The sequence below is a fragment of the Vibrio aquimaris genome, assembly GCF_009363415.1.
Classification (GTDB): domain Bacteria; phylum Pseudomonadota; class Gammaproteobacteria; order Enterobacterales; family Vibrionaceae; genus Vibrio; species Vibrio aquimaris.
This window is the reverse complement of the sequence record NZ_CP045351.1, coordinates 893,074-919,196: the sequence shown is the minus strand read 5'-3', so window position 1 is coordinate 919,196 and position 26,123 is coordinate 893,074. Positions and strand designations below refer to the sequence as shown.

Here is a 26,123-nt window from a genome sequence, read left to right as displayed (position 1 = left end):
TTAGTTCTCTCCCACGCAATATGGATGGTGCTGATGCCAATGCCGAGCAATATCAATGCGCCGACATACCCATACTTTTTCCTTTGCTTGGACATAATCCAAAAAGCGTTTTAGCGCTGCAATTCGCCCAGGACGACCAATCAAACGACAGTGCAAACCAACAGACATCATTTTTGGCGCCAACGCTCCTTCTTCGTATAAAACATCGAAACTGTCTTTTAAATACTGGAAGAACTGCTCACCACTATTAAAACCTTGTGTGGTAGCAAAACGCATGTCGTTGGCATCCAAGGTATAAGGAACAACTAACTGGGGACGCCCTGCCTTTGTGTGCCAATAAGGCAAATCATCATCATAAGCATCAGAGTCGTATAAAAAACCGCCTTCTTCTGCAACCAAGCGGCGAGTATTGGGGCTCGTCCTGCCAGTATACCAACCTAGCGGACGAGTGCCCGTCACTTGTTCGATAACACGTATCGCTTTGGCCATATGCTCACGTTCGAGCGCTTCTTCCATATGCTGGTAGTCAATCCAGCGATATCCATGACTACATATTTCATGTCCTGCTTTTACCATTGCTTTTGCCACATTCGGGTGACGCTCAATCGCCATGGCAACCGCAAAAACTGTCAAGGGAAATGAATATTGCTCAAACAAACGCAAAACACGCCATACGCCAGCGCGACTACCATATTCGTAGATAGACTCCATACTGATATGCCGAGCACTTGGAATGGGCATAGCAGCGGGAATTTCAGATAAGAAGGATTCGGATTCATCATCGCCATGCAAGAGGCAACGTTCTCCTCCTTCTTCATAATTGAGCACAAATGACAGTGCAACACGTGCACCATCCGGCCACTTGGGGTGAGGCGGACTAGCACCATAGCCAATCAAGTTTCTGTCGTAGGCCTCATCCATACCGGCTCCTTGGCATTAGGTTATCGAAACACTCAGTAACTCTATAAATTTAGCCTATACAAAAAAATATGAGATAGAAGAGCACCTTGTGACTTTGTAGTAACAAGCGATCGGCTTCTCATAAAATAATTCGGTATTGTCTCAAATTCAAAACAGACTAATGATGGCATTAACATTAAAATGCCAGATCTTTATGGATAAATAGCGAGACTGATGCGAGCGCTTATTTATCCCCTAAACACCTAGAACTCGAAGTAGGTCATTGTTATGAAGCAGTTAACAACCCTATTGGTGCTTTGCGTTAGCGCGCTCTCTCATTCAGCATCTGCTTGGAACACAGAGTCATCTTCCAGAGATGCAAACAACAGTGAAACAAGGTTGTTTTCTGATTATGCTTCGTTTTATACCCTAGCTCAGGCACGCTTAGAAGCCATCATTGATACGGAACAACTTCCTATCTCAGACAAAATTCGCCAGCTTTCTTCTGTATTTATCGATGTTCCCTATGCTGCAAATCGGATGATTGGCAGTCAAAATACCGATGAACAGTTAGTGATCAAGCTAGGTGAGCTCGATTGCTTTACTTACCTTGATTACGTCGAAGCCTTGCGAAAATCAGAGCAGCTAGATGACTTCAAAGATAATCTTATCCAAACCCGATACATTAACGGTAAAGTAGACTTTAAAACCCGACGTCACTTTTTCTCAGACTGGGTAAGTGAAGAAGCCTATAACGCAATTGATATCACTGCTGAGTTATCTAACTTTTTTATCAAGGTCACAAAAAATCTCAACCAAAAAGAAAATGGGGACCTGTTTCTAGTTGGCTTACCCATAAAAAGGCGCGACATCACCTATATACCGAGTGACAAGGTGGATGAAGACGTCATAAAAAACATGCGAGATGGAGATTATGTTGGCACCTACTCTAATGTCGAAGGTGTTTAGTTAGATTATACGAAATCTCAGAAGCTCTCTAAAAAATCACTATGTAATGCACACAATGCCGCCCTAAATTGAGCACTGGCCACAATGAATATCACGCTATGACCATCAGCAGACAAATGGATGTTAACCGGATTTATTCCATGTTGTTTCAAAGCACTGCATCCAACTGAAAGCACCTCTTTAAAATCTATCTTGGTTCCAATCGCTGAAAGTAAAGCGACTCGCTGAACGGTTAAGTCACCATCTGGCAAAAGTTTTTTTGCCTTTGTTAGTATTTTTCCAAAGTGAGACATTGTACAGTCAAAGTAGTAATAAGCTATTTTCCCGATTACATCATGATGCAGTAAACTGATATCCGGCAATGATAGAAAATGTGAGTTCAGTTTATCCAAATTATTATCCGTTAAAGTCACTGTTAAAACGCACACCCCCTCTTTACCAGAAATCACTTCAACCCTCGACTTTTTCGGGCAATGACGACGACTAATAAAAGCCCCTGGATTATCAGGTTCGAAGGTACATTTAACCCGCAGGTCGATATTCTTTTGAGATAACTCCTCGATAGCTACAGGGTGTACGACTTCTTCCGACAATTCTGATAATTGGTTCGCAACTTCATAGCTCAATTGGCCGAGAGGGTTTACCTGGTCAGCACCAATTAATGATGGGTCTCCTGAGCTAAGGAAATGGGACTTATGTATAATTGCCTGCTCGGCTTCAGTAAAGGCTGCAATCTTACTCAGTGTGGTATCTCCATAGCGTCGATCATTCTGATAATAGTCTTCAGAATCACAAGAGGTATACGCCGCAACAACCGGAAGCTCATTACTCAAATCGAGATCCCCTAAGTTACTACGAACCTGGATATCCAGCGATTTGTGTGGATCACTCGGTGAACCTGCCAAATCTATAAACTTGGTTTTAACACCGTAACACTCTGCCTTCAATGCCGTATTAAAAGCACTGTGAGCTTCGCCTATAGATGCTAGTCGACCTCGAATATGCCCCATATACCGGTGAGTAGGTAAGTTCTGTTCTCTGTCATTCATTGATAGATGATGTCGAATCCACTGACGTGTGCGAGACACACGCTCTAATATGAAATCATCAGCTTCTCTGCGAAGCATAGGGTCAGCAAATAGACTGTCATTCACGAATAACAGTCTCTGAATAACGCTATCAAGCTTGCCTTCCCATTCACTTCCCTCACATAAGGTATATTGGTACACCCCTGCTTCATTTGTGCTCTTATTTTCCAGAAGAGCATCTGTTATGCCCTTATATGCTGGCACCACTAGAATTCTGTTGTATCTATCTTTTGGTTCAGGCTTAAGAATGACGTTGTCCAAGACATCATCAAAAGCAGACATTGATGAACCACTCACTTTTTCCACAGTATGAGGCATACTCCCATCCTTTGTCTTTGTGGCAATCTAATCAACTCTAACAACATTTAAATTATTTAGACAACTAAACATTATACATACAAGGATACACTATAAAGAGTAGACAATTAAGCAGATTAAGAAGTAATTTTAGATATTCATCATTTCTAATTGTTTTGATGTCTAATTTTTTATCTAACAAACTAACGGAGACGAAGAGGACTTAGGGCTCATACGACAAATCGACACCACCAAAAACAACAAAAAGTGAGTCAACATTAAATAACTAAGGTAGCCATATATGCATTGTGTCGTGACGCAGAAGAAAGATAGCTACTCCTTATCAAAGCTATCTACAACGATTGCTCCCATCGAGGCAGGCATAGAGATAATAATGACGCGTTTAATCGCAACGAATGGGTCGGAGAGCAGAGGGAATTTATTGATGCACAGTAAGACCAAGATAACCACTAAAGCAGTGATCAGATAAGCGACAATTATACGGAGTACAAATACAAATTTACGATGGGCAATATTACGCTCAAAGACACTTTCAAAGGTATATAAAGTGAGAAATATTAGTGACAGAAAGAACAGCATTACTAAATTTAGCAATGGTAGAGTTTCACCCAAACGCCAAGCTTCTTCTGAAAAAGAGATTGGGACGGCTAATGCAAACGCACCAACAAATATTTGACTTGCATCTTGAAAGTTAAAGCTATATTTCATGGCAGTCCTTATACTCAATTGAGTCCAGATGTCCAACTGAACGCTGTTACTAATCAATAAACTAGAGCAGTAAGCACAAGATAGTAAACTTCACAGACACATGCCACACGAGCCCAAAAAGATAACGAGCCAAAATTAGCTGACACAGATTTTTGAACGCCCTCAACTACAAGGAGGCAGAATTAAACTGACTTATTGAGAGGTCCCTACCGAATGAGAGACCTAGTATGGTTACCTAAGCAGCAGTTGACCGTTTTATTTGGCGTTGATAAATTTTTCAGCATTTGCAAATAACCTGTCACACACCTTTTTTTGTTTGGCATATTCTGGAGTTCCTTCACTCATGGTATCCAGAAGGTTTTTCGCCTTGTTATATTCCGCCACCATAGCGGAAAATCGTTCTTCGAAGTTATTTTTCCGTATTCTTGTATTTGATTTTTTCATTGGTTTTCGCATGTTTACCTCACAGATCCCACAACTTTTTCTGTTCACGTTCCAGTAGGATGTCTTCGATTTTTTTTCTTATTTTATGAATACTTTCTTTGCGATCATCGTTGATGTTATCTTCAACATTGATGGTTTTTAATTTACGACCTGTTGGTTTTTTCAACGTCTAGTCTCCTTTGCACGATGAAATAGTAAAATTTCCCAAGACCATACCCTGTGAATTTTTTATTTCACCCGTATTTTCGGACTCACAAAATGAAAAATTCAGATTAAAGAAGTTCGCATTTGCTTTGGGGAGAATATGACGTTGCAACACGTCGCTGTTGAGCTGATTTATGGTCGATGACCATGATTCTTTATTGTGATAAAGATAATATCTGATTTGGTACAATTAATTTCTTCTCTTTTGGTATTTTTTGCTCACGCAAAACATAATACCAATACACTTTTCTTCGATTCATTCTACTCCTTATTCAACATACAAAGGGAGATCTCACCATCACTAGGAAAAGAGCAAGATCTCGCTTAGGCTCTTAGAGAACAGTAACGTCAGCAGCTTGTGGGCCTTTACCGCCCTGCTCTACGTTGAAAGAGACTTTTTGGCCTTCTGCAAGCGTTTTAAAGCCATCAGTGGCAATTGATCTAAAGTGAACAAATAGGTCGGCACCGCCGTTGTCTGGAGTGATAAACCCAAAACCTTTAGTTTCATTAAACCATTTTACTGAGCCAGTTGTTTTATTTGACATGAATATCTCGATAGATTGTTTAAATAAATAAGCGAGCTACTAAATAAGGAATGAAGAAAAAGGTATCGCAGAAAAGAGATGACGAATCAAATCGGAATAAAACTGAGAGTCTTGAACTAAATAAGCTATTAATAGCTCACCGTATGAGCTAAAGAACACTATACACTATATCGAAGCAATAGATATCTTTTTCTTAAAAAAATTTACCGTTGTGTAGCTGCGTACTAAGTACTGTCATCAAATGATTTTATTCTTAGGGCTAGTTGCGCTAATAGTAGTCTAAGTAAACACTTCACTCCGAGCAGATTATCACCACCTTCAAATCGATTTATTAGTCACCAATTTAACACTCTGGCGGGTTAGCTCAAAGCTGACCGTAGTTCATGTAGCCAGCTTGGAACGGTTCCATTACTCATTAAGGTCCCATGGAGGGTTGTTTCCTAATACTTCATAGGGATCATTCTGACGCACTTGAACACTGCGCCATTCTTCATTGAGGTAGCCTGAATATCCATCTTCTAATCCCTCTAAACGTTCGAGTGCATCACCATAAGCACTTTCATCCGTACTTTCACAATCGTCGGACTGACTCAAAGTTTCCAAATTACACACGCTTCCGGTAAATGATCTTTGATCTTCTTGGTCAAAGTTAATTGCTGTATACCAATCATCGAGTAATGTAGGCGCATCTGGATTGATAGCTGGATCTAAAACATAAATATTTTCATCATTGCCCACTTTGGCCAAGACAGCATTATGCATACCCCACCTTACAATATCTTCGCTAGGGTTAGGGGAGAACTGACCCGCATCAGCCGATAAATTACCAAAAACAAACAGTTTTTTAAGTTTTATTCCATATTTTTCTTCAATAACTTTTCCGCCTAATGTTGCTCTTGTTTCGCAACCAGTATGCATAGCAAGCCAACTTAATCTTCTTGGAAAGTGCTCATCCAAATCAGGAGAATCTTGGTACCAGTCGCCTTCAAATGGTGAATCACCAGTTGCAATAAATGGTATTTTTTGCTCAAAGCTATCATAATCTCTCATATATTTGAAAGATTCTACTAAAGCCTCATAAGTATCAAAGCTTGCAACATCATCAAAATTTAATTCATCTAAACTTACTTGTTGATTTTCAGCTGAGTCTTTGGGTGTCGCAGAACCATAATAAGAACGATACAAATTATTATACTCATCTATATTTATCTTTTTTGAAACAAATAGATTATCAATATTCGTATTAAATTCATTATCATCAGCAAACACTGAAATGGAACAAAAACATAAAACTGTTATAAGAGATTTCTTTAGAATTGGCATCCTTACCTTCCTGTGATCAATATGATGAGTTACTTGTATACCAAAATACTCAAGCCTTCTGACAGTGTTGAAACAAAAGCTTTCAAGAAAATAAATCCTATAACGATAAAGATACTTTTGATATTACAACCACTTAAATTTATGGATCCAGACCATAACAAATCATTCATAAATAACCATCAATATTATATTTATTGATAGATCCTAATTTTTGTGTATTAGATGAAACACTTGATAGACAAAATTAATATTTTTATGTAGGTTATTATTTTTAAAGTTTAAAAAATAAATTAAGTCTTTATTATATCAATAGGAGCATTAGATGAATAGATATTTATTATATATTTTTATTTTATTTTCATGTAACAGCTTTTCTAGTGAAAATGATTCCTTTGCCATAAATCAGTTAAAAATATCTGGAGTTGACGGTAAATTAGTGGCTAACTCAAAAATCAATATTTACTTTGACTACAATGTCAACAAAGAATCACTGATTTTTATTCGTCCTACATGTGGCTATTCATTTGAGATTTGCAAGGGTGGAGGAGGTCAAGGATCGGCAACCTATCTAGGAAAAGGAACTGACCAGACTTTTATCTATTTAACCAAACCAACAACAGTGACTGGATTGCAATACAAAATAGTTGATAAGAATACAAAAGATATTATTTATTCTGGTCAGTTACCCGTTAGTCTCCCCGTAAAGGGTGATAATTAAGCTTGTCTTTCTATACTCTGCAGAGAACACTTGCCCTAAAATGATGTTCCATATCATTTTTCATAAGGCAAGCGTTCAAGCCCCCGCTTCCTGTTAGTAAGGCAGCGGAGGCATAGACTTAAATGTCTTTAAGGCACTTACTGATGCCTTCTTTGATCTCTCCTTCCAAATGACCGAGAAAGTGGCCGATTTTTTCCTTCTCTAGCTCTTTAATAAGATCGAAATTAGGTTTAAATGGACTGCCATCAAAGTATTTAGCTTCGCTTCCATCCCCATCTGGAGAGCAATGGTCCACATCGATAGATTCACGCCACCTTTGGGCATGGGTTCTCCATTCTTCAGTATTAACGAGCTCGGGCTCAGTAAACCAGACGTTCCAAGTCAGCACATTACCCATTTGCAGCATATTGCCTGAGCCTAAATTAAACACATCCATGATCAGCTTGTTAAACTCATCAACCACTGGGTAGCCCGTCCTTAAAGGCGCTCCGATTTCTACGCCTAAATGCCCGACACTCCATGCTTGTGGGTGTTTGGCAAAATTAGGGATATCAAAATCGGTACTTTCGCCTTTAAGTAGCGGGAATATCGGTTGATCCGCTTGCCCCACTTTGTGGGTATAAACAACAATCGCACTCGATTTTCGAAAAGGAAAAGGTTGTTTACTCTTTTCAAAGTGAGACCATAACAACTTCACAATAGGTTTTTGCAGTGCACTTGGGCTAAACCAAATTTTGCCAACCACGCTCATATCAGCTGCTAGGTCACGATCGGTTTCATTCACCCAACCTCGCTGACCTGTCACGGTGACTTCAATATTCATGGTCCCTAGAGAGGGCGAGTAGACCCCTTGCTGAGGACAGATAATCGAATACACTCTCCCTTCATCTGTGTATCCGAGCCTTGAAATATCGGGGGCAAACATCTGAAAGCAGCGTTTTGGGTTTTCGCTGCCTTTTTCCGTTTCCCAACTGAACTCTGGCCACTTCACCGCTTGCTGACGTTGAAGCAAGTCAATATTCGCCATATTGTCTAGCATTGGCAGTGAGGTTAGGTTTGGATTAGGGTATGCAAATTCAGGGTTTGACTGTTCAAAGCCCCCCTGCCAACCAGGTACAACACCAATATCTTTTTGAATGCCCATAAGCACTATCTTCCTTTTCAGTTAATTCAGCTCTAGCTTCAACAACCAAGAAAAACTTTGACTTCATCAAATAAAGATTCATTAACCTGAGCTGCGGATCAAATTAGGACTCAAGCCTCAATCGTGATCAGAAGGCTTGATAAGCACGGCCCCATATTAAGGGCCTTGGAATAGTTAACTTAGAAGCGGTCTGGACTGGTGTCGATGCACGCCGATTGCTTTTTACTCAAAACAACTCGTACTTCACTGAATTAGGACTTGAGGAGCGTGTAAATTATCAGTGATAGAACTGGCGGCAGCTATTGCATTAGCTATCAAGACGGCAGAAGTTGCCTAATTCATATTTTGTCTAACTTTTGTACAGGTTATGCTTTGTATCAAGTGGAGAAAACGAACGAATGCGCCCACTTTCCTCAAATCCATACTTTGCAAATGGTACGCTAACTTTATGGCTACACGCCTGACAATCAACCCAGTCAACGTCAATAGTAAATTCAAATTCGTAAATACTTTCAGTTAATCCATCAAGCAACTTACCACTCGTTACAAATGAGTTTGTAAAACTTGAAGCAGGAAAATTAATCTTACATTGCGTAGCAGTACCTGCTTTTATTAACATTGATGGCCCTTCGCCAATTTCCACTCTCTGTGCAGGAGAGAAGCGAGCTTGGTCACTTTGCACGAACCAGCCGGAAATCGAAGTTACCAAAATATCTTTTGAGCCGCTATTAACTATGGCAAAGCGCGGGCTATTGAATTCTCCAGTATTATTAATTCTAACAAGATGGAGGGCGTGGTTAACCCTCAAGTGAACCCAATAAAACGTAAATGAGCTTAAACCAAACGCTAGTGCAGAAAAAATGAGTGACACATATTCCATTTTGAGTCCTAAAGTTTTATTAGACGTTTATTTCTCTGGCTGTCATACCAACTAGAAACGTCTAATTCTCTTAGTATTCATAGAAAACCATTCACTAGTCACCGCAATAGTTGCTGAAAACAAGCCTTATCGACTCGAAGTACTATGTTCCATGATCGCAGTTGTGCAGAAACAAAAAAGCCGTAAAAGTACACGGCTAATGATTGGCTTGTTTTTTAAATTCTTCGTACGCTTGCAAAGTATCGAAGTTAACTGAAAATACGCGCAATTGGGCTAATCTGTCAGCATTTTCTAGAAACTCAGCGTCTATGACCTGTTTTTGACTCTTCAATAGGTCATTTTCTCGTAAAGACAGGTAAATATCCAACGGTTCTCTATTTCCGGTGTTGATATAAACGAGAAAAGATTGATACAAATACTCCTTGTCAGCGTCTGCTATGCACTGCTGAAAAGCTCGGTGTTTTAGCGTTAGCAGCATCGTTTTAACAACCAGTTCAGACTGACTTTCCAGCCACTTGTCACGCATATCACCACTTATTGGCTGAATGGCTGAACACTCTGAAAACTTGGCGTTTAGGGCGTCGTAAGAAGTTTGCACATCGGCAAACGCGCTGGTAGACAATAAAAGTAAACTAGTAGCGAGTCGCATCATATACACACTTCCAAAAGTCTTGCTCTTTGCCTCTTGAGGTTAATCTCGCTTTGTCAGCGATACGATTAACGAGTTCTTTTGTTACAAAGTGGCTACTTGCCATCGCTTGCCCGAACTTTTCCCAATCATGCTCATAAATGGTTTGCAGTCTTTTACCCGCACTCATTCGTCCAGAGAAAATTTGTATAAATTGCGATGATGCAACCGATGTCGCCAACAAATTACCGAGTGCTACTTTTGATTCGATTTCATTCAAATGATTCTGCATATTGCGAGTGATAACCATGTCATCAATTTTGCAATAAGATAAAACACCCATTGTCATATCTCCTGTTCAAAAGGATTTATTGTATATAAAAATTAATCACTTAGAATTTTAGTTTTAATTTTTAGGATGAAAGTCATATTATAAAACTCTCTTAGTTACATCTTTATTTATGAAAGGCCAGTTAATTCTTGGTTCTTGGTCTGAATAAGCGCGGTTAAAAATTCAGTCACAGCTCTTATTCTTGTGGAATGAATAAGGTCGGAATGCACTGCTGACCAAATAGGTTGGTCGCAGCCAACGTCTTTTTGTACGCAGACTAAGCCTTTTTGTTGGCCAATAAAGTGAGGAATAATCGCCATACCTAGCCCAGCTTGAACAGCGCTGACTTGCGCAGACATATTGGTTGTCGTCAGTCGGCAAGGTTTGCCACGCAACGTTCTAGCCAGCCACTGCGCGGCCGGAAGCTGCTGATTGTCTTCAGACCAACCAATAAAGTCATCTTGATCAAATAGACCAGAGCTTTCACACCTTGGCCTACTCTGCAAATAGCGCTCTGAGGCATACAGGCCAAACCCAAGATGACCGATTCGGCGAATACTGACATTGCCATTGTCGGGCCGGACCATTCGTATCGCGAGATCGGCGTCGCGTTTGTGCAAATTCACCACAGAGACACTGGTAACTATTTCAAGGGTTAAATTAGGGTGAGCGTCAATAAAATCAGGCAATGCCGGAATAATAAGCTCGTCGGCAAGGCCCTGCGCCGTTGCCAGCCTAACATGCCCGCTCACCCTAGTCTCTTTGCCTTTCGCTGCCGCACTGAAGGCAAATCCCGCCTGCTCTAACATTTCTGCCTGCGAGATCAGATCGGCGCCATCATCGGTTAAACGATAGCCAAGTTGTGAGCGAGTAAATAGCCGCACCTGCAAGGCATTTTCCAGCCTTTCCAATCGGCGGGATGTGGTGGCAATGCCAGTGCCAAGCAGCTTTGACGCTCCGCTCAATGTACCTGTTCGGGCGATAGCCAAAAACACTCTTGCGTCGTCCCAATGTAACTGATTTCCGATATCGGAAATCTGATTGCCACTTTTAAGCATATTCATCTCCATTTTTGGAAATCATACTAGAAAGACTTTCACCAACAAAGCAGGATAGAAATGAAAACACGTAAGTTAGGCAAAGCGTTAGAAGTATCCGCCATAGGTTTAGGCTGCATGGGCATGAGTGAGTTTTACGGGCCTCGCGATGACAAAGAATCGATGCAAGTCCTACACAAAGCCGTGGAATTAGGCTGTACCTTACTTGATACCGCAGATACTTATGGTAACCATCATAACGAAGAACTGATTGGCCTGTTTCTCAAACAAACGGAAGCGCCAATTAAGATCGCGACCAAATGCGGAATTGTTAGACGCCCGGGCGAGTACCAAAGAAGCATAGATAATAGCCCAAGCTATATTCGAACCTCATGTGAGCACTCACTTCGGCGTCTTGGCATTGAATGTATCGACTTATATTACATTCACCGTCTTGATCCAAACGCCTGTATAGAAACAACCATGCAAACTCTCTCTGAACTTGTAAAAGAAGGTAAGATCGCAAACATAGGTTTATCGGAAGTCAGCGCTGCCACGTTAAAAAAAGCGCACGCAGTGCATCCTGTAAGCGCAGTGCAAACCGAATATTCTTTGTGGACTCGGGATGTCGAAAAAGACGTTCTGCCAACATGTAAAGAATTAGGTATTGGCTTTGTGCCTTATTCTCCACTCGGACGCGGCTTTTTAACTGGGCGCTTTGATAAAGAGGTCAACTTTGATAAAAACGATGCTCGCCAAGGTCTGCCCAGATTTTCTGCCGATAACCTAGAAGCAAACCGTCCTTTATCATCTGCTGTCGAGCAAATTGCGCGTCGTCAATCCTGCTCTCCTGCTCAAGTGGCATTGGCATGGCTTCTCGCGCAAGGCGACCATATTGTCCCCATTCCAGGCACCAAAAAAACGCATCACCTTGTCGATAACTTCGGCGCGGCATCAATAAACTTACCTGCTGAGGAATTGGTCTGTTTGGAAACCATACTTAAGGAATTTGAACCTGTTGGCGAGCGTTACACCGCTGAGGGAATGAAAGGGGTGAATGCGTAACTGGACACATTCAATGTTAGTTATACCTAATTTAAATAAGAAAAAGCGGCTTAAAGCCGCTTTTTCTATGGTATTTTGAAGTGAGTTTTCACACTTTTGAAGATCAATGACTCAACGAAGCGAATCCAACCGGAGATATATAACCATGATTTACTTTTTCGGCAACAGTCTTCGCTATTGGGTCTATGTAAAACTCTACAACCTCATCACTGTTGATTCGATTCATATATAACATGACACTTTGATCAGATTGAACCACGACACCATCCTCAGCTTTTAACCCGCCTTCTGGATCTGAGCTGTGAAAATCATTATAAAGCTCGATTCCTGTATCAAATTCATAAAATGTTTGAGTAGTAGTATCAAAAGCTGACACTTTAACTGTTACCCCTTCTTCTTGCCATGATTGGATGTAATCGACACAAAACAAGGTGTGTTGCGACGCTCTTAACGCATCAAATGATGCATAAGGGCGATCTATTGATATAAGACTACTTTGACCGACGTAATCGTAACGACTGTCATTTAATCGATTGACGATACAACTCATATTCATATCGAAGCCATCAATTTGTGGACTACGCTTGTTGTACCATACTCGACTATTTTCAGAGTCTGTAATTAGGTATGGGCTAAGTGTAGATTCTAGCTTATTTCCAGCAGGCTCAACGAAAGAAAAATAGTCACTGTTTGCCGTGTCAATTCCGGCGAGTTTGCCATCAATGACTCTAAGACCGTCATAACGTTGAAGAGTGTCTTGGTAGTCTATCTCCTGAAATTCATCTGACTTTGAAATATAAGCATAATGATTAGATTCCTCGATTTCATATTCTGGAGGATCCTGATAAAAAGCAAGAATGTTACCCTCTTCGTCTATCTGTATATCTCGCTCATCAGCGTAAACATCACTTTTTAACGTTTTAAATACAAAGGCATTGTTTTTTAGCTCAGCTTTGTAAATACCTCGCGTATGCCAGTGAGTTCTATCGGTAATATCAAAGCTATACAACATATTATTTGGGGTTATATCACCCTGTTTCTGCTGACTAAGAAATGGACTTTCGTTATGCAGTTCGTAGTCAAACTCTGATACTTTGCCATCAATAACAATGGGATAAAGTCGGCCAGTTTGCTTGTCCATAATGACTGGGTAATCACCGTGATAAACAATGCCATTCCATGCTACCGTTGAATTGTTCATATTGAACATAATGTACTTTTGGTTGATATCAAAAACACGGGTAACGGTGGGCATGACAGGGGCATCACACTCCTCACATGCTTGAAAATCTACCTCGAACATTCGTTTAGCACCTGCTTGGCTATTGTAGGCCATCGCATCTAATGAAACATCATTGGAGTCAACCAACTCTAAATCAGAAGGCTGAATAGTCTGAAAATCGACTTCAGGAACGCTGAGAGATTTTAGTGCCGGAAGGTTTGCAGGTTCAGGACTACTCCCTCCTCCCGTATTGGTAGAGCTATCATCCCCACCCGAGGAACCGCCACCACATCCAAACAGGAGTGATGTGACCATCATAGGCAAAATAATCTTTGTAAACTTTAAACGCTTCATACCTCAGTACCCAGTTATTGCTAACAGAATTTGCAGCACGGTAACGAGATGAAGAATAAAACAACAGAGAAACACTCAGAAACGCTCGGAAAAAATATAAAAACAGCTCATATTAAATATCAATAAAGATAAAAACCATTAAGCCACTGAAATTAATCCTCTTTAAATCAATAGCTTTCAGCACGAATATTCACTCTGTTGAAAAGACAGGGTCAGAAACAACGACCAAACTGCCTTTAAGCCAGATTCTTAATTGACTAACTTAGAAACAGCTCACTGGATTAAAGTAACACTTCCAATAAAAGCCACCGTCATCATTATCAGCCAGCGCGCTGGGAGAAGAAAAGGCCAATAGTGCTAGTCCTGTTAGCACTAGTAATCTGATTTTTGTCATATCAAAACCTCAAAATTTAATAAAAATTAACAAAAACGAAACAATTCGTTCGGATTTTATGCATTATTTTAATGAAATCAAGTGCATTAGGTTAGTTCTAGAACGAATCTCTATATCCAAACCTTTACGGTCGCAAAATATGAAGGAAGGCTTACGGTGACAGTGAAGCTAAGGTGATACCCCACGCCAGTACATTCTGGCTAAACGCTCAAGAGGTGGCCATATGATCATTGGTTAAAGTTACTCAATCCAAATGCATCCCAAGAAGAAGGATCACCTTCTTTGGTCAATGGATGCAGCTTTTGATCTGGCTTGGCGTAGCTCAAACGCCCTATTCTCTGGGTAATATGATAGCTATCCAAACCTGATACGGTGACCAGATCGAGCGCTTCTATATCAACATAACCATCTGGCATTACCGCATTATCTGACACGAGAACATCTTGTATCTCACCAATCACCATCTCTGTTCCATTAACCGCCAGAGTTTGATGGTCAACCAGCTTCATCGCTAATTTCAGCGGGCTTTCCATCACAAATGGCGCATTAAAGTCATTAATGTAGTAGGGAGTGAGGTTTGCTTTTTCAAATTCAGATTCAAGCTTACTGTATCGCGCTGATGTTTGATGAGCCGCTGCAAGAAATTCGTGTGTCACCGCGTTGATGGTATAACACTCGGTGGCCAAAATATTTTCTAATGTATGACGCTCAACGCTACTTGGCCTGATAATGAGCCCCATCAAAGGAGGTGTCGCGCCAAGGTGAAACGCAGAGCTGACAATAGCGAGGTTCTCATTGCCATCACTATCGCGTGTACCAATTAAATTCGCACTTTTAAATCCAGATAAGCTATTGATAAAACGAGCTCGATTCCTAGGTTCCATCATGGCAATGCTATGTGCATCGTAGTTCATTAAGTACTTCCTTTACTGTTTGTCCCCTTGGCTGGGATTAATGACGCATTGACTATCACAGCGTGATGTACCAGTAAACAGATACGAAATGCGATAACGGTTATTAGCGAAATACAAATAAAGCCTATCAGCTACTGGTTTGATCAAGCGCCACCTTAAAGGAGCATACATCCAGCCTCGGCCCAGAATATCCCATGCTCGATAAGCGGCATCCAAACCGAGCCAGAGCCGCCCACTATCATCTACCGCATGGAGTATTTTATTGGCAGCCACAGGGTCAATGTCTGGGTATTTGCTAAAAGCCTCACTATAAATATCGATAGTCGTTATCTCGCCATGACTATCTTTAGCTCGAATAGCACGCATTTCTTTAGCGCAAAGCGGGCACGTCCCGTCGTAAAATAGTGTTAATTTGCTCATGATTCTAATTTTCCTATTGTCCGACTACCTTTACGCAGACGAAAACATCTCGATCAATACACTACCCCACAGATAGCCAAATAATGGCTCTTTTTCTAACACTAGCCTATGTCCACCTATACTGTAAATACAAACAAAATAAGCCTGATAGTGAAGACAATTCCCAATGACAAAGCTCACCACACATGTACTTGATACTATGAAAGGCCGCCCCGCAGCGGGGATTAGGATCGAGATATACCGTCAAGAGGACCAATGCTGGACAAAGATTGATACTGTGGTAACCAATCAAGATGGCCGAACGGACGAAGCCTTGCTGCAAGGAAATGAATACAAGACTGGGAAATATCAGCTAATTTTTTATGTTGGGGAATATTTTGCGCAAAACGAAGATCCGAACTTTCTTGACGATATCGTTATTCGATTTGGGCTAAGTGATCCAACATCACATATGCACGTTCCCCTGCTGGTCTCCCCTTATAGTTTTTCTTCTTATCGAGGGAGTTAAATTAGGTTTTGTTTATTAATTGTTAGATTTATTTTGCTAATACATTGATCTATAAGATACTCTATGCATTAATTTATGGCCACTAGCAGAACTGTTTGATGAAACGAATCCACTGACACACCTCACTTTACATCGACTATCAATCTTTTTACCATTGTGCTAAGGAGCAAACAAGCAGGTTCATTTTGTCGATCGTGACGGTTTTAGATTAAAAATCATCGAACAGGGGCAAGGTCTAAATTTACTCATCATAGGCAGCGCAGACTATTACCAGCGCACTATGCCCGATATGATTTACGACCATTTTCGCTGCATTTTCATTTATCACAGAGGGTTCGCCGAGTGTAATCGGGATGTTGCCCATGGTGATGCATCACTTGAGAAGATATCATCAGATACCGAAGCAATTTTGCAAAATCTGGGCGTCGAAACAAGCTGGGTGCTGGGTCATTCCGGTCACACCTATATGGCATTGGATTTTTGTCATCGTTACCCTAACAAAGTACTGGGCTGTGCTATCGTAGGCACGGCGCTCTGGGTATGAAGCGCCACCCAGAGACCTAGGCTACTAACAAAGTAAAACAATGAAAGCATTCTAACCATCAACATTATAGATAGGTAATACCAATAAACCACACACATAATAAAACGTCTGGAATACTATGAAATTACTATACATCAAGGTAGCCACCAACTAGCTCGAAGTTTCTTATCTTGTTGTGGTCCTCCCAGAGCTGAGCTTTACATTGATGAACCAAATATATGGTCGCTGGCTGAGAAAACACATCGGTTGTCTGACTTACATGATCACCATCAGCTACGTAATACTCAACACTGTGAAAAGATGTTAGAGATTCTAGAAGTAAATCAAATGGTTTTCTGCGCAACTTTCCATCACAAGGGGCTATCAAGCAAACATTGAAAGAATGTTTCTTTAAATGATAAAATCCTTCTTCCAACTTCATAGCAAATGTATGCGGTTGAGTAATGGATAAAGCAGTACAAGCTAATTGGCCTAATCCTGTTGTTTTCTTTGCGACACTTGGCCTTAAGATTCCATCACTCCTAGCAGCAATTTCTACTAGACAAGGCCCATCGGGTGTCAACATTACCTCAGCATGTGAGGGGCCATTTTCTATTTCAAGACTAAGACAAACTTTTTCGGTGTACTCAACCAGAGCAGTAAATTCAGGACTAGTCACATCTAATATTTCATCAATATCATAAACTATATTTCCCGAATTTAGCTGGCGCTTATGATACTTAACAATTTCTGTCACTATGAACTTTTTTTTCAACGAGACAAAGTTTACAACATACTCATAACCAACCAAAAATTCCTGAAAAAGAACAGCCTCATTTCTCAGGTTTAACTTATTAGTTTTATCGTAAATTTTGGAGAATGCGACCTCTGCATCCTCTATTGTGTTACAAATAAAAACACTGTCTGAGCCAGCGCTATTTAGTGGCTTTGCAACGACAGGATAATTTTGAGTATTTAGCCATTCATTTATTTCATGCCAACAATTAGATTTTATTTGTTTTGTGGCTCGAATACCTGATTGTCTTAATGACTCAATCATCTCGAACTTATTCCTGCGAGCCTTAGATCTATTGCTGCCATTGCTGTAGGGAAAGTTAAACAGTCTATTTAATTCATCAGCCAACTCCACACCTGTCTCAGTTCCAGCCAGTACACACTCAATTTCATTATTTTTGATGTAGTTTGATGTAATTTCTAAGTCAGTATGGGTAATGTTATCAACGTAAATTGAACAATCAAACGCCTTAAGATAGTAGTCATCAAGATTATCACTAGATATTACATGAAACAGTTCACACCCTTCTTCATATAAAATATTGGCAATATATTTACCTGATGAAAAACCATCAATTATTGCAATTTTTTTCACTTTTCACTAGCTCCTTGCTATCAAAAAAAATCAATTTATTAAGACTTTGTATCAATAGTAATACTATAATCCCAATAACAGTGTAAATGCTATACCAAGATAGTTCTATACGTGTATCAAAATATTGAAGAGTCAACGTAAATATTGGTAGGAAAAGTAACACCATTGAAGTGTGAATGGGAGTCAATTTGCTAATTGTTTTCTGTATTAAAAAAATAGGGATAATATGCCCAAATATAACTAAAAGTGTCATTATAATTGAACCCGAAAAGCCAAGAAAAATACCAATATTATTATAAATACAATACAGACCTGAAAAAATAACAATTATGATATTTCGTACACCCAGTATTTCATATGATTTCCAATCGTCATTATTCAGTCCCTTAGATAGTAAAGTATATGCCACAGTACCAAAAGCACTGATGGATACACAGACGATACCTATTATCCGATCGAATGTGTTAGTTCCCGTAACTCCACTGTTGCCCATATAGGAATTAGCAAGCATAATAATCACGAGTGCTAATATACACCAAGATATCATGGACTCCATACTTGTTGGCCGAGTTGAAGCTCTAAAAAACCTAGAACATACAATTGTAATAGCTGGGCCACATGCTACTGTTGCGATACCAACGACAGCAGGCTCTAGGTACTTGAGCGATACAATCAAACCACCCCAATTGCAAACTACAGATGTATTAATAAAAATTATAAGCCTGAAGTTAGACTTTACCTTATGGTAATAGTTTCTCGGGCCCGTTTTACTGACACTGACGCACAAGAACAGAAGTGTTGATGACACAAAGCAGTATAATATAATAATTGCTGGGCTTAATTTTTGACTTATATTGCCAACATATACATCAAATATGGCGCTGATCAAACAGAATACTATGCCAAAAATAATACCAATATTTGTGACGGAAAACCTATTTAGCATTTCTTTCTCCAAAAATGCCTCTTCCTACACGAATCATCGTTGATCCACAGTTTATAGCTTCGATATAGTCTTGACTCATTCCCATACTAATGGATTCAAGTTGGTACTCTGTAGCAATTTCTTTCATAGACTCGAAATAACACCTGACCTGATCAGTATTTGGTGGAATACACATAATACCATCAAGGTGAACAGCCTTTAGCTCTATTGCTCTTTCGTACAGTTGGTGAAAATCATCGATCGAAACACCACTTTTTTGAGGTTCATTACCAATATTTATCTGAATCATCACCTTTTGTAATTTGGCGTACTTTTCCGCATTCATCGCAACTTTTTCAAGGCTAGAAATACTCTCTACTGTTTGTATTACGTCAAATAATTGAACAATTTTTCCTATTTTACGTGATTGCAGCTTGCCTATGTAATGCAATTGAATATCACCATACGTTGACTTTATAGGAGCCCACTTCTCAAACGCTTCTTCGACACGACTTTCACCAAACAGCCGGTGTCCTTGTCTCAGCACTGGCTCAATAACCTCAAATGGCTGTGACTTCGATACCGCTAGGAGTTTTGTCAATGGATTCAAATCTGAACGAATACGCTCAAAGTTTATACAGGCGTTTGTCATATTATCCATCAACTAACTACCTTCACATTTTCTTCTGTAACATGGATCTTAATTATACTTTCAACATTGTGTCCTGTTTTATCCTTTACTTTATAAATCCCCTCATTTTGTACTTTTTCTACAGCACAAATGACTTTCATTATTATACCCCCTGCAGTCTCTATAGAGTTAATCAGTGATATAACAGCCCCGCCAGTACTGATGGTATCATCAATTATGAGTACACGATCACCTTTCTCAATACCATTAAGGAACATTTTGCCCTCAAAGTACTCTGACTTGATATCAACAACATTACCATTCAACTCACTAAGGCTATAAGGGTACCAACGAGCCATCGCTAATGGTTTTCCTGTCAATAATGATATTGTAGTCGCTAAGGGTGCCCCTTTATCTTCTTCAGTTACAATTTTGTCATACTCAAAATTAACATGCTTTAGAATTTCGTAAGCAACCTCTACTAGGGCTTGTGGCCTAAGTGCTGGGAGCTGATCTGTAAATTCATTAACGGTCGTAAGGGAAGTTCCTGAGTTTACTACGCGGGCATTTTTATATATTTCTTTTATTAACATACAATATATTCCTTATATTTTATATTTTATATTTTATATTTTATATTTTATATTTTATATTTTGGATAGTTTCCATGCCAAAGGCTCTTGTATTTCCAAGAACTATCAAAAAATAGAGTAACAATAATTTTATCTTCAACATTTAGGCAAATATCTTTTGTGACAATTAAGTTAGCGCCACAAGTGGGGCCGATACCTAATTGCTCTTGATCAATGAACTCTTTCATCTGTGACCATGATTTCCTACCATCAACTAACTTAAGTTCATCGATAAGGTCCATTTCAGTATTTTTAGAAATGATGCCAGCACCTAACCCCATTAAATTATGATTTTTGTGGGTGAACTCAATACCTTTTCGACATGCGTAGATTGGTGCAGATTTATCTACTTCAATACCGATAGTCTGTATCTTCGGGTAGTGCAATTTAAGTACTTCTGTAATACCAGAAAAAGTCCCCCCCGTTCCTATAGAGCATACAAAGTAGTCTGGCTCTAGATCTAAAGACTTCATACTTTGTACAATTTCTTCACCGCAGGTATGCCAAGCTTCTTTGTTTAGAAGAGAACCCGCTTGGTTGAGATAGTATGTGTTATCATTAAGTTCCGCATAGCTGATTGCTGCTTCAACGGAACCATTTAAAAACTTTTCTTTTGGGGTTTCTATTATATCACCACCGAAGGATCTTATTTGTTCGTGGCGTTCTTTTGTCATACCTTCTGGCATGAAAACTATGACTTTATAGCCCTTTGTTGATGCTATCCAAGATAGGGCTGCTCCACCATTACCCGTAGAGCAATCAATTAGGGTCATACCTTTTTTAATTTGGCCCTGCTTTTCCAACGACTCAATGATGTTAAGATACGTGCGATCTTTGTGGCTTCCTGTCGGGTTTTCAAACTCGCACTTAGCAAAAACCCTGTTGCCATTCGAGTTTAATCTAGATAGCTCTAGCAGTCTTGTGTTACCTATGTCCTTAATTTCCATTATGCTCTCATGTTTTATTTAGGCGATATATAAATACAATAATATTTTTCAATAGATTAACATATGCATCTGGTTTAATCTTGTATGCACGTTAACGCATTATGAATTAAATTACATTTTTTTGTGATTTTAATCATAAATTAAAGAACAAGAACAAAGCATAACAACAGGTGCTCGGCACCAACTCAACACTTCGCCATATTGAAATCTCTGGTGACGGCTGCACTTTTCCGTTTTCCATACACAGACCGAGCGACAACACCGCGTCAATGGACGTTAAGTAGACGTGGCGAAACCGCCACATAGAGGAGAACTAGCTAGCGTGTTGGCTATTACCAAAATTAATGATCAATAGATGCATCATCAGAAAACGCGGTCCGGAATATGATGTAATCGTCTCTAGGTAAACACGCAATCGTATTAGCCACGCCTAATGGTGTGGCTTACCTGCGATCAGATTGTATTCCAGTGCGAAAGAGAGCAGTTTTGGCTTGGACAGCTGATGATCTCGGCTTTCTCTGAGAGTGACAAAATCTTGTTGTTCCGTGTGCTCACTCATCATAACATTTTCGTGTTTTTCTTCGCCGATTGTTGTCTTGTAAACTAGCTCGCTTTCTTTATTAGGATAGTTATGACAAAGATACACAGCAGTCGAATCTTTTAGTTCATAGAGTTTGGAGAGGGATTCATACATTTGCTCTGTAAGCTGGCGGTAAACCCCATCCAATCATTTCCTTTTAAATTCGGTATTGTCTTACCTCCTACCTAAACAACTTAAAGGATGTGATGATGCCAAAACCCATAGGTATCCGAACCGACGAAGACTGGGACGAGCTGATTCAAACTCAACGCAGCAGCAAATTGTCCGTCGCGGCTTTTTGTCGACAACACGCTATCAACCAGCAAGCTTTTCTTCGTCATCGAGATAAGTGGCAAATTAAATGCCTACAAGACGCCGTGGAAGATTTCGTCCAAATTTCACCTTCAGACCAACCCATCAAAGGAGCAACGACAGCAGTCAGAGAAGAGAAACCAACAATTTCTTTGAATGTGGGTCAGGTCAATGTGTGTTTTTGTGAGAAAACATCACCACAGTGGGTCGCGCAGCTGATCAGAGAGGTGGTCGTTTGAAAGCGTTTTCTGAGTTTGACCAGCTTTACCTTTATCCTAAACCTGTGGATTTTCGAAAGTCGATTGACGGGTTGGCCTACCTTGTCGAAACGACGTATCCGACTGCCCATCACCCAGATTATTTTCAAGAGCTTGAAGCTCTAAATGCTCAGCTTACTTTGGAAAGAGATGACGCAGTTACTGAGCGAGATGAGTTTAAGCAGCGTTATTATCAAGTGCTTGAGGCGTTGCGGTTAGCTCGTCATCAACGTTTTGGAAAAAGCTCAGAGATTGATACCGGACAAGGTGAGTTGTTTGATATTGAAGAAGACAGTATAGAGCTTGATAGCGCTGCTCCACAGACCTCTGAGACGTCGAAAACTCGCCGAAAACCTAAACGCCAGCGCTTACCCAAAGATCTTCCAAGGGTGGTCATTCGTCATGAAGCCAAAACACATTGTCCTGATTGCGGGGACACACTGCATTGCATTGGTGAGGACCGCTCTGAAAAGCTGATTTTTATTCCAGCTAAGGTCGAGGTTGAGCAGCACGTTAGACCTAAGTGTGTTTGTCGTCATTGTGAGCAGCAAGGAAAACCAACGGTTATTCACCAAGCCCCAATACCTGCCACCGTGTTCCCAAAGAGCATCGCCACACCCAGCTTAGTGGCTCACATGATTGTCATGAAGTTTCAACACGGTTTACCGCTAACTCGCGTTTCATCCTTACTCGACAGCTGGCACATTACCCTCACGATTGCCGATTGGATGATGCAAGCGTCTAAGGTGCTAGAGCCTGTGTGGGCTCATCTTCGCCAAACCATGCTTCAGTCTTCTTGGCTGTATGCGGATGAAACACCCGTCAACGTCATCGACAGTGAGAAAAGTAAGACCTATATGTGGGTCTATTGCTCTGGAAACGATGGACCCGCGCCACCTTCTTATGATGCCGATATCAATAATATCGTGTTGTATCACCACCAATTAGGGCGGTCAGGCCGTCATGCGGTCGACTTTTTAGATGGGTACTCAGGCTATTTACAGGTTGATGGGTATCGAGGGTATCTCGACACAAAAGCCATCTTGGTTGGGTGCTGGGATCACGTACGCCGTAAGTTTATTGACGCTCAAAAAGTCCAAGGTAGCGATGAAGGCGGCGTTCGAGTAGCGCTTAACTACATCAAGCATCTGTATCGAACAGAAGGTTTGCTAAAAGAAAGCAAAGCGATAGCAAAGGAGCGGTATGCTCAGAGGCAATTAACCTCTAAAGGCACGCTTGACGCTTTCAAAATATGGTTAGATAAAACAGCGATGCGCGTCCCGAAACAAAGTGCCCTAGGCAAAGCCATTCACTATACGCTTGGTCAGTGGCCAAAACTGGAGCGATACCTTGATGATGGTCGTCTAGACATCGATAATAACCGAGCGGAAAGAGCAATTCGCCCTTTTGTGGTCGGGCGTAAAGCATGGCTATTTACCAAAAGTGAGCGGGGCGCGCGCAGTAGCTGTGTATTATACAGTTTGGTTGAGACGGCGAAGGCCAATAGCTTGCAACCTTCGGACTACCTGACCCACTGTTTTGAGCGTTTAGCTGTTGCCCCCGATGATTTAGACTCTCTTATGCCGTGGAACATGGCATTGTAATTTATGGTGCAGGTACAAACCCATATGCTTGAATCAGTGTTTTCTATGATACCTTTTGACTGATTGCACATTACTTCCAGAGTTTTTCTCCAAGCTCTTTTAAATAGGAGAATTTTGGTTCCTCAGAGACTTAGCCCCTTTAGACACTGAATATAGACTGATGGGGAGTAGTGTTAGGCCTATTAAGCTCTCCACTATTTATACCTGATAGTTGGTGCAAAATTGAGCTAGAATATCGATAATATGCTAATTTACTCCATACTTTTCTTTTAATTTTTGAACGTACGACGTGTTTTTTTTCAAAAACTCATCGAATTGTTTAATTATATCTGTGTGTTTTATTGAAGATAAAAAATAATCACTTTCGATGTGCGGGATAGAAGGGTCATAAACAAGGATGTTTCCTTCTACCTCTAAGTTTTTTAAGACATACTTCATTACGGCAACATTAAAATATATACCTTCTACTTCATTTCTGTTAACAAAAAAGTTAACCATATTTTCAGTATTACTAAACTCTTTAACTTTTATTTTCCCTTGGTCAATTTCATCCACTAATGCATATGGAGTGAAACCTCTCACTATGCCCAAAGTTTTGGGTATAGATTTCCCAAGCTTATTGGGAGAAACCATAACACCATCGATATAGTTAAGGGCTGATTGGCTGTATGATATCTTGGTTCCTTTCTTTATATCGCTTCCCCAGTATGGATTGTCAGGAAACTTTAAATCCACTTTACCTTCAACAAGCTCGTGAAAAAGTCTAACTACTGGTAGTGGTCTGTATGTTAAGGTGTGGTTGTATTCTTGCGCAAAGCGGTCAAGGAGTTCCCTAGAATACCCACTATACTGACCTGATTCAACAGAATAAATAGGATAGTAATCAATGTTTTCCACACCAACCACTAGATTTTTTCCTTGAGATATTTGACTGTATACCAAAATGAACAAGCTTATAAACAGTGTTTTCATTTTATACCTTTACTACGCTTAGAAATAGTGTATTGACATAACAAACACTATAGGCGATCAGGCTCGGATTTCCATAAGTCGGCACAAAATTGAGTTCTTAAGGGTTTACCGCCAGCTTACTTTGCTCTGCACTGCCTCCAGGGAAATCAGTACGCCCCGTGCCGTGGTGAAACAGTGAGTCACCTACAAAAATAGCATCACCAATTATAAATGTCAGATCAGACGCAGTATCCCTCGGAGTTTCAATCACTTCCAAATGTGAATGGCCAAAGTCTAAGTGCTCATCTTCCATCAGAAAATGTTCGAAATGATAAAGCTCGGATAAATAAAACTCATCTTTCCAACTCGCATAAACCTCTTTGACATGATCAGATATATAGATGGGAGCTTTGAAGACTTTACTGAGATGAAAACAACCAGACAAATGGTCAGCATGAATGTGCGTTTCTAAAATTGCTGTTACATGAAGATGATGCTGCTCTATGTATTCAACGATATTCTGTGCAGCTTCGCCATGGTCTTCATCGTAATCGGCTACAGAGTCAATAATAATTGATTCGTTGGTATCAGAATCGGCCACAACATAACTGATACTACCTGAATCAGAATGGAAAAATTCTGGATAACCTGACTGGTCATTAATGCCTCCTTTGCGTTCAAATTTTGAACAAAATAATTATTATTTTAGTCAACAAGACATTCTCATAATCGAGACGGACTGTGATATTGTATTTTTTTGAGTATTAATTATTGTGGTAACAACAGCTTGAACCCCTCGTGGGTTGCTTTAAAACCTAGCTTTTCATAAAACCTCAGTGCATCAGGTCTTAGTTTATCGCTAGTCAGTTGCACCATACTGCAACCTTTTAGTTTTGCCTGCTTAATAGCGTGTTCAAACATTTTCTCTCCAAGGCCCTGGCCGCGAAATGCTTTATCAATCCTGACCCCCTCAATCAAACAACGCCAACTCCCTATATGCGTCAAATAAGGTATATAAGTCATCTGCATCATACCAATCAGAGCCCCATCACTTTCAACAATGAGAAGTTGATTATTTGGATCAGCAGAAATTGCATTAAATGCTGATGTGTAGGACTCATTGAGAGGCATACTTGCATCTTCTCTTTGACTCCCTAGTTCATCATCAGCAAGAAGGGATACCAAACTGGCTAAATCATCTAAGTTGGCACTGCGATAGATAAGGTTCATTGGAACTTCCTTGTAAACATCCATAAA

At 40.2% G+C, this 26,123-nt stretch carries 31 protein-coding genes; 7 read left to right on the top strand and 24 right to left on the bottom strand.

The features are described 5' to 3' along the window. Complete coding sequence (gene puuE, locus FIV01_RS18515; protein WP_152432431.1) at positions 1-921, bottom strand: allantoinase PuuE; 921 nt, start codon at positions 919-921, stop codon at positions 1-3. 267 nt (positions 922-1,188) lie between these two features. Between puuE and FIV01_RS18510 the strand changes: the two genes are divergently transcribed. Further along, entirely contained in the window at positions 1,189-1,869 is a 681-nt protein-coding gene (locus tag FIV01_RS18510; protein ID WP_152432430.1) for an N-acetylmuramoyl-L-alanine amidase-like domain-containing protein, read from the top strand. Between the two features lie 17 nt (positions 1,870-1,886). Here the strand turns inward: FIV01_RS18510 and FIV01_RS18505 are convergent, their stop codons facing one another. The 6 genes from FIV01_RS18505 to FIV01_RS18480 form a co-directional block, all read right to left on the bottom strand. Then, positions 1,887-3,275 (bottom strand): amino acid kinase family protein, encoded by a 1,389-nt coding sequence (locus FIV01_RS18505; RefSeq protein WP_152432429.1) that lies wholly within the window; start codon positions 3,273-3,275, stop codon positions 1,887-1,889. 312 nt (positions 3,276-3,587) lie between these two features. Beyond that, complete coding sequence (locus FIV01_RS18500; protein ID WP_152432428.1) at positions 3,588-3,983, bottom strand: DUF2391 family protein; 396 nt, start codon at positions 3,981-3,983, stop codon at positions 3,588-3,590. Between the two features lie 255 nt (positions 3,984-4,238). Continuing rightward, complete coding sequence (locus FIV01_RS18495) at positions 4,239-4,439, bottom strand: hypothetical protein (RefSeq protein ID WP_152432427.1); 201 nt, start codon at positions 4,437-4,439, stop codon at positions 4,239-4,241. A 7-nt stretch (positions 4,440-4,446) separates the two neighbouring features. Next, positions 4,447-4,593 carry a hypothetical protein gene (locus FIV01_RS20645; protein ID WP_172971877.1) on the bottom strand — a complete coding sequence of 49 codons (147 nt, stop codon included), beginning with the start codon at positions 4,591-4,593 and terminating at the stop codon, positions 4,447-4,449. Positions 4,594-4,963: 370 nt separating this feature from the next. After that, a complete protein-coding gene (gene cspE, locus FIV01_RS18485) occupies positions 4,964-5,176 on the bottom strand; it encodes a transcription antiterminator/RNA stability regulator CspE (RefSeq protein ID WP_114784217.1) in 213 nt (70 codons plus the stop codon). Positions 5,177-5,584: 408 nt separating this feature from the next. Continuing rightward, positions 5,585-6,499 carry a protein-glutamine glutaminase family protein gene (locus tag FIV01_RS18480; protein WP_152432426.1) on the bottom strand — a complete coding sequence of 305 codons (915 nt, stop codon included), beginning with the start codon at positions 6,497-6,499 and terminating at the stop codon, positions 5,585-5,587. A gap of 322 nt (positions 6,500-6,821) precedes the next feature. Between FIV01_RS18480 and FIV01_RS18475 the strand changes: the two genes are divergently transcribed. Continuing rightward, positions 6,822-7,217 carry a hypothetical protein gene (locus FIV01_RS18475; RefSeq protein WP_152432425.1) on the top strand — a complete coding sequence of 132 codons (396 nt, stop codon included), beginning with the start codon at positions 6,822-6,824 and terminating at the stop codon, positions 7,215-7,217. Positions 7,218-7,335: 118 nt separating this feature from the next. Here the strand turns inward: FIV01_RS18475 and FIV01_RS18470 are convergent, their stop codons facing one another. The 5 genes from FIV01_RS18470 to FIV01_RS18450 all read right to left on the bottom strand — a co-directional run bounded on the left by FIV01_RS18470 (position 7,336) and on the right by FIV01_RS18450 (position 11,258). Continuing rightward, positions 7,336-8,361 (bottom strand): hypothetical protein, encoded by a 1,026-nt coding sequence (locus tag FIV01_RS18470; protein ID WP_152432424.1) that lies wholly within the window; start codon positions 8,359-8,361, stop codon positions 7,336-7,338. A gap of 349 nt (positions 8,362-8,710) precedes the next feature. Beyond that, the gene (locus FIV01_RS18465; protein WP_152432423.1) at positions 8,711-9,241 is read right to left on the bottom strand and encodes a hypothetical protein; all 531 of its coding nucleotides are present in this window, start codon (positions 9,239-9,241) and stop codon (positions 8,711-8,713) included. 196 nt (positions 9,242-9,437) lie between these two features. Then, positions 9,438-9,893: a hypothetical protein gene (locus FIV01_RS18460; protein WP_152432422.1), complete on the bottom strand. Its 456-nt coding sequence runs from the start codon at positions 9,891-9,893 to the stop codon at positions 9,438-9,440. Continuing rightward, positions 9,874-10,212: a hypothetical protein gene (locus FIV01_RS18455; RefSeq protein WP_152432421.1), complete on the bottom strand. Its 339-nt coding sequence runs from the start codon at positions 10,210-10,212 to the stop codon at positions 9,874-9,876. The genes FIV01_RS18460 and FIV01_RS18455 overlap by 20 nt, the downstream gene beginning before the upstream one ends. Before the next feature lie 116 nt (positions 10,213-10,328). After that, complete coding sequence (locus FIV01_RS18450) at positions 10,329-11,258, bottom strand: LysR family transcriptional regulator (RefSeq protein ID WP_152432420.1); 930 nt, start codon at positions 11,256-11,258, stop codon at positions 10,329-10,331. Positions 11,259-11,318: 60 nt separating this feature from the next. Between FIV01_RS18450 and FIV01_RS18445 the strand changes: the two genes are divergently transcribed. After that, complete coding sequence (locus FIV01_RS18445) at positions 11,319-12,302, top strand: aldo/keto reductase (protein ID WP_152432419.1); 984 nt, start codon at positions 11,319-11,321, stop codon at positions 12,300-12,302. A gap of 103 nt (positions 12,303-12,405) precedes the next feature. Here FIV01_RS18445 and FIV01_RS18440 read toward each other — a convergent pair whose 3' ends face one another. From FIV01_RS18440 to FIV01_RS18430, 4 genes are all read right to left on the bottom strand, one after another. After that, complete coding sequence (locus FIV01_RS18440) at positions 12,406-13,878, bottom strand: hypothetical protein (RefSeq protein ID WP_152432418.1); 1,473 nt, start codon at positions 13,876-13,878, stop codon at positions 12,406-12,408. Between the two features lie 262 nt (positions 13,879-14,140). Continuing rightward, positions 14,141-14,272 (bottom strand): hypothetical protein, encoded by a 132-nt coding sequence (locus tag FIV01_RS20905; RefSeq protein WP_281361417.1) that lies wholly within the window; start codon positions 14,270-14,272, stop codon positions 14,141-14,143. A 227-nt stretch (positions 14,273-14,499) separates the two neighbouring features. Continuing rightward, the gene (locus FIV01_RS18435) at positions 14,500-15,186 is read right to left on the bottom strand and encodes a flavin reductase family protein (RefSeq protein ID WP_152432417.1); all 687 of its coding nucleotides are present in this window, start codon (positions 15,184-15,186) and stop codon (positions 14,500-14,502) included. Between the two features lie 12 nt (positions 15,187-15,198). Continuing rightward, positions 15,199-15,606: a thiol-disulfide oxidoreductase DCC family protein gene (locus FIV01_RS18430; RefSeq protein WP_152432416.1), complete on the bottom strand. Its 408-nt coding sequence runs from the start codon at positions 15,604-15,606 to the stop codon at positions 15,199-15,201. 166 nt (positions 15,607-15,772) lie between these two features. Here FIV01_RS18430 and uraH point away from each other — a divergent pair, with 166 nt between their 5' ends. Together uraH and FIV01_RS18420 are read left to right on the top strand one after the other, a co-directional pair. Further along, positions 15,773-16,114, top strand: a complete 342-nt coding sequence (gene uraH, locus FIV01_RS18425) for a hydroxyisourate hydrolase (protein ID WP_152432415.1) — start codon at positions 15,773-15,775, stop codon at positions 16,112-16,114. Positions 16,115-16,394: 280 nt separating this feature from the next. Beyond that, on the top strand, positions 16,395-16,658 hold the full coding sequence (locus tag FIV01_RS18420) for an alpha/beta fold hydrolase (RefSeq protein WP_152432414.1): 264 nt from the start codon (positions 16,395-16,397) through the stop codon (positions 16,656-16,658). Between the two features lie 127 nt (positions 16,659-16,785). Here the strand turns inward: FIV01_RS18420 and FIV01_RS18415 are convergent, their stop codons facing one another. The 5 genes from FIV01_RS18415 to FIV01_RS18390 all read right to left on the bottom strand — a co-directional run bounded on the left by FIV01_RS18415 (position 16,786) and on the right by FIV01_RS18390 (position 21,889). After that, positions 16,786-18,027 carry an ATP-grasp domain-containing protein gene (locus FIV01_RS18415; RefSeq protein ID WP_152432413.1) on the bottom strand — a complete coding sequence of 414 codons (1,242 nt, stop codon included), beginning with the start codon at positions 18,025-18,027 and terminating at the stop codon, positions 16,786-16,788. Between the two features lie 935 nt (positions 18,028-18,962). Next, positions 18,963-19,613 carry a YggS family pyridoxal phosphate-dependent enzyme gene (locus FIV01_RS18405; RefSeq protein ID WP_152432412.1) on the bottom strand — a complete coding sequence of 217 codons (651 nt, stop codon included), beginning with the start codon at positions 19,611-19,613 and terminating at the stop codon, positions 18,963-18,965. Then, entirely contained in the window at positions 19,613-20,176 is a 564-nt protein-coding gene (locus tag FIV01_RS18400) for a phosphoribosyltransferase family protein (RefSeq protein ID WP_152432411.1), read from the bottom strand. Before FIV01_RS18400 ends, FIV01_RS18405 begins: the two co-directional genes overlap by 1 nt. Positions 20,177-20,223: 47 nt before the next feature. Beyond that, positions 20,224-21,162: a cysteine synthase family protein gene (locus tag FIV01_RS18395; RefSeq protein WP_152432410.1), complete on the bottom strand. Its 939-nt coding sequence runs from the start codon at positions 21,160-21,162 to the stop codon at positions 20,224-20,226. 430 nt (positions 21,163-21,592) lie between these two features. After that, entirely contained in the window at positions 21,593-21,889 is a 297-nt protein-coding gene (locus FIV01_RS18390) for a hypothetical protein (protein ID WP_152432409.1), read from the bottom strand. Between the two features lie 59 nt (positions 21,890-21,948). Here FIV01_RS18390 and tnpA point away from each other — a divergent pair, with 59 nt between their 5' ends. Both tnpA and tnpC read left to right on the top strand, forming a co-directional pair. After that, positions 21,949-22,293 (top strand): IS66 family insertion sequence element accessory protein TnpA, encoded by a 345-nt coding sequence (gene tnpA, locus FIV01_RS18385; RefSeq protein WP_152432408.1) that lies wholly within the window; start codon positions 21,949-21,951, stop codon positions 22,291-22,293. 71 nt (positions 22,294-22,364) lie between these two features. Then, on the top strand, positions 22,365-23,915 hold the full coding sequence (tnpC, locus tag FIV01_RS18380) for an IS66 family transposase (protein WP_415846763.1): 1,551 nt from the start codon (positions 22,365-22,367) through the stop codon (positions 23,913-23,915). Between the two features lie 246 nt (positions 23,916-24,161). On the opposite strand, the gene FIV01_RS18375 is transcribed toward tnpC, so the two are convergent. From FIV01_RS18375 to FIV01_RS18365, 3 genes are all read right to left on the bottom strand, one after another. Continuing rightward, positions 24,162-24,887, bottom strand: coding sequence for a substrate-binding periplasmic protein (locus FIV01_RS18375; RefSeq protein WP_152432406.1), 726 nt, complete (start codon positions 24,885-24,887; stop codon positions 24,162-24,164). A gap of 97 nt (positions 24,888-24,984) precedes the next feature. After that, entirely contained in the window at positions 24,985-25,467 is a 483-nt protein-coding gene (locus tag FIV01_RS18370) for an MBL fold metallo-hydrolase (RefSeq protein ID WP_246210480.1), read from the bottom strand. Positions 25,468-25,634: 167 nt separating this feature from the next. Continuing rightward, the gene (locus FIV01_RS18365) at positions 25,635-26,096 is read right to left on the bottom strand and encodes a GNAT family N-acetyltransferase (protein WP_152432404.1); all 462 of its coding nucleotides are present in this window, start codon (positions 26,094-26,096) and stop codon (positions 25,635-25,637) included. Positions 26,097-26,123 lie beyond the last annotated feature (27 nt).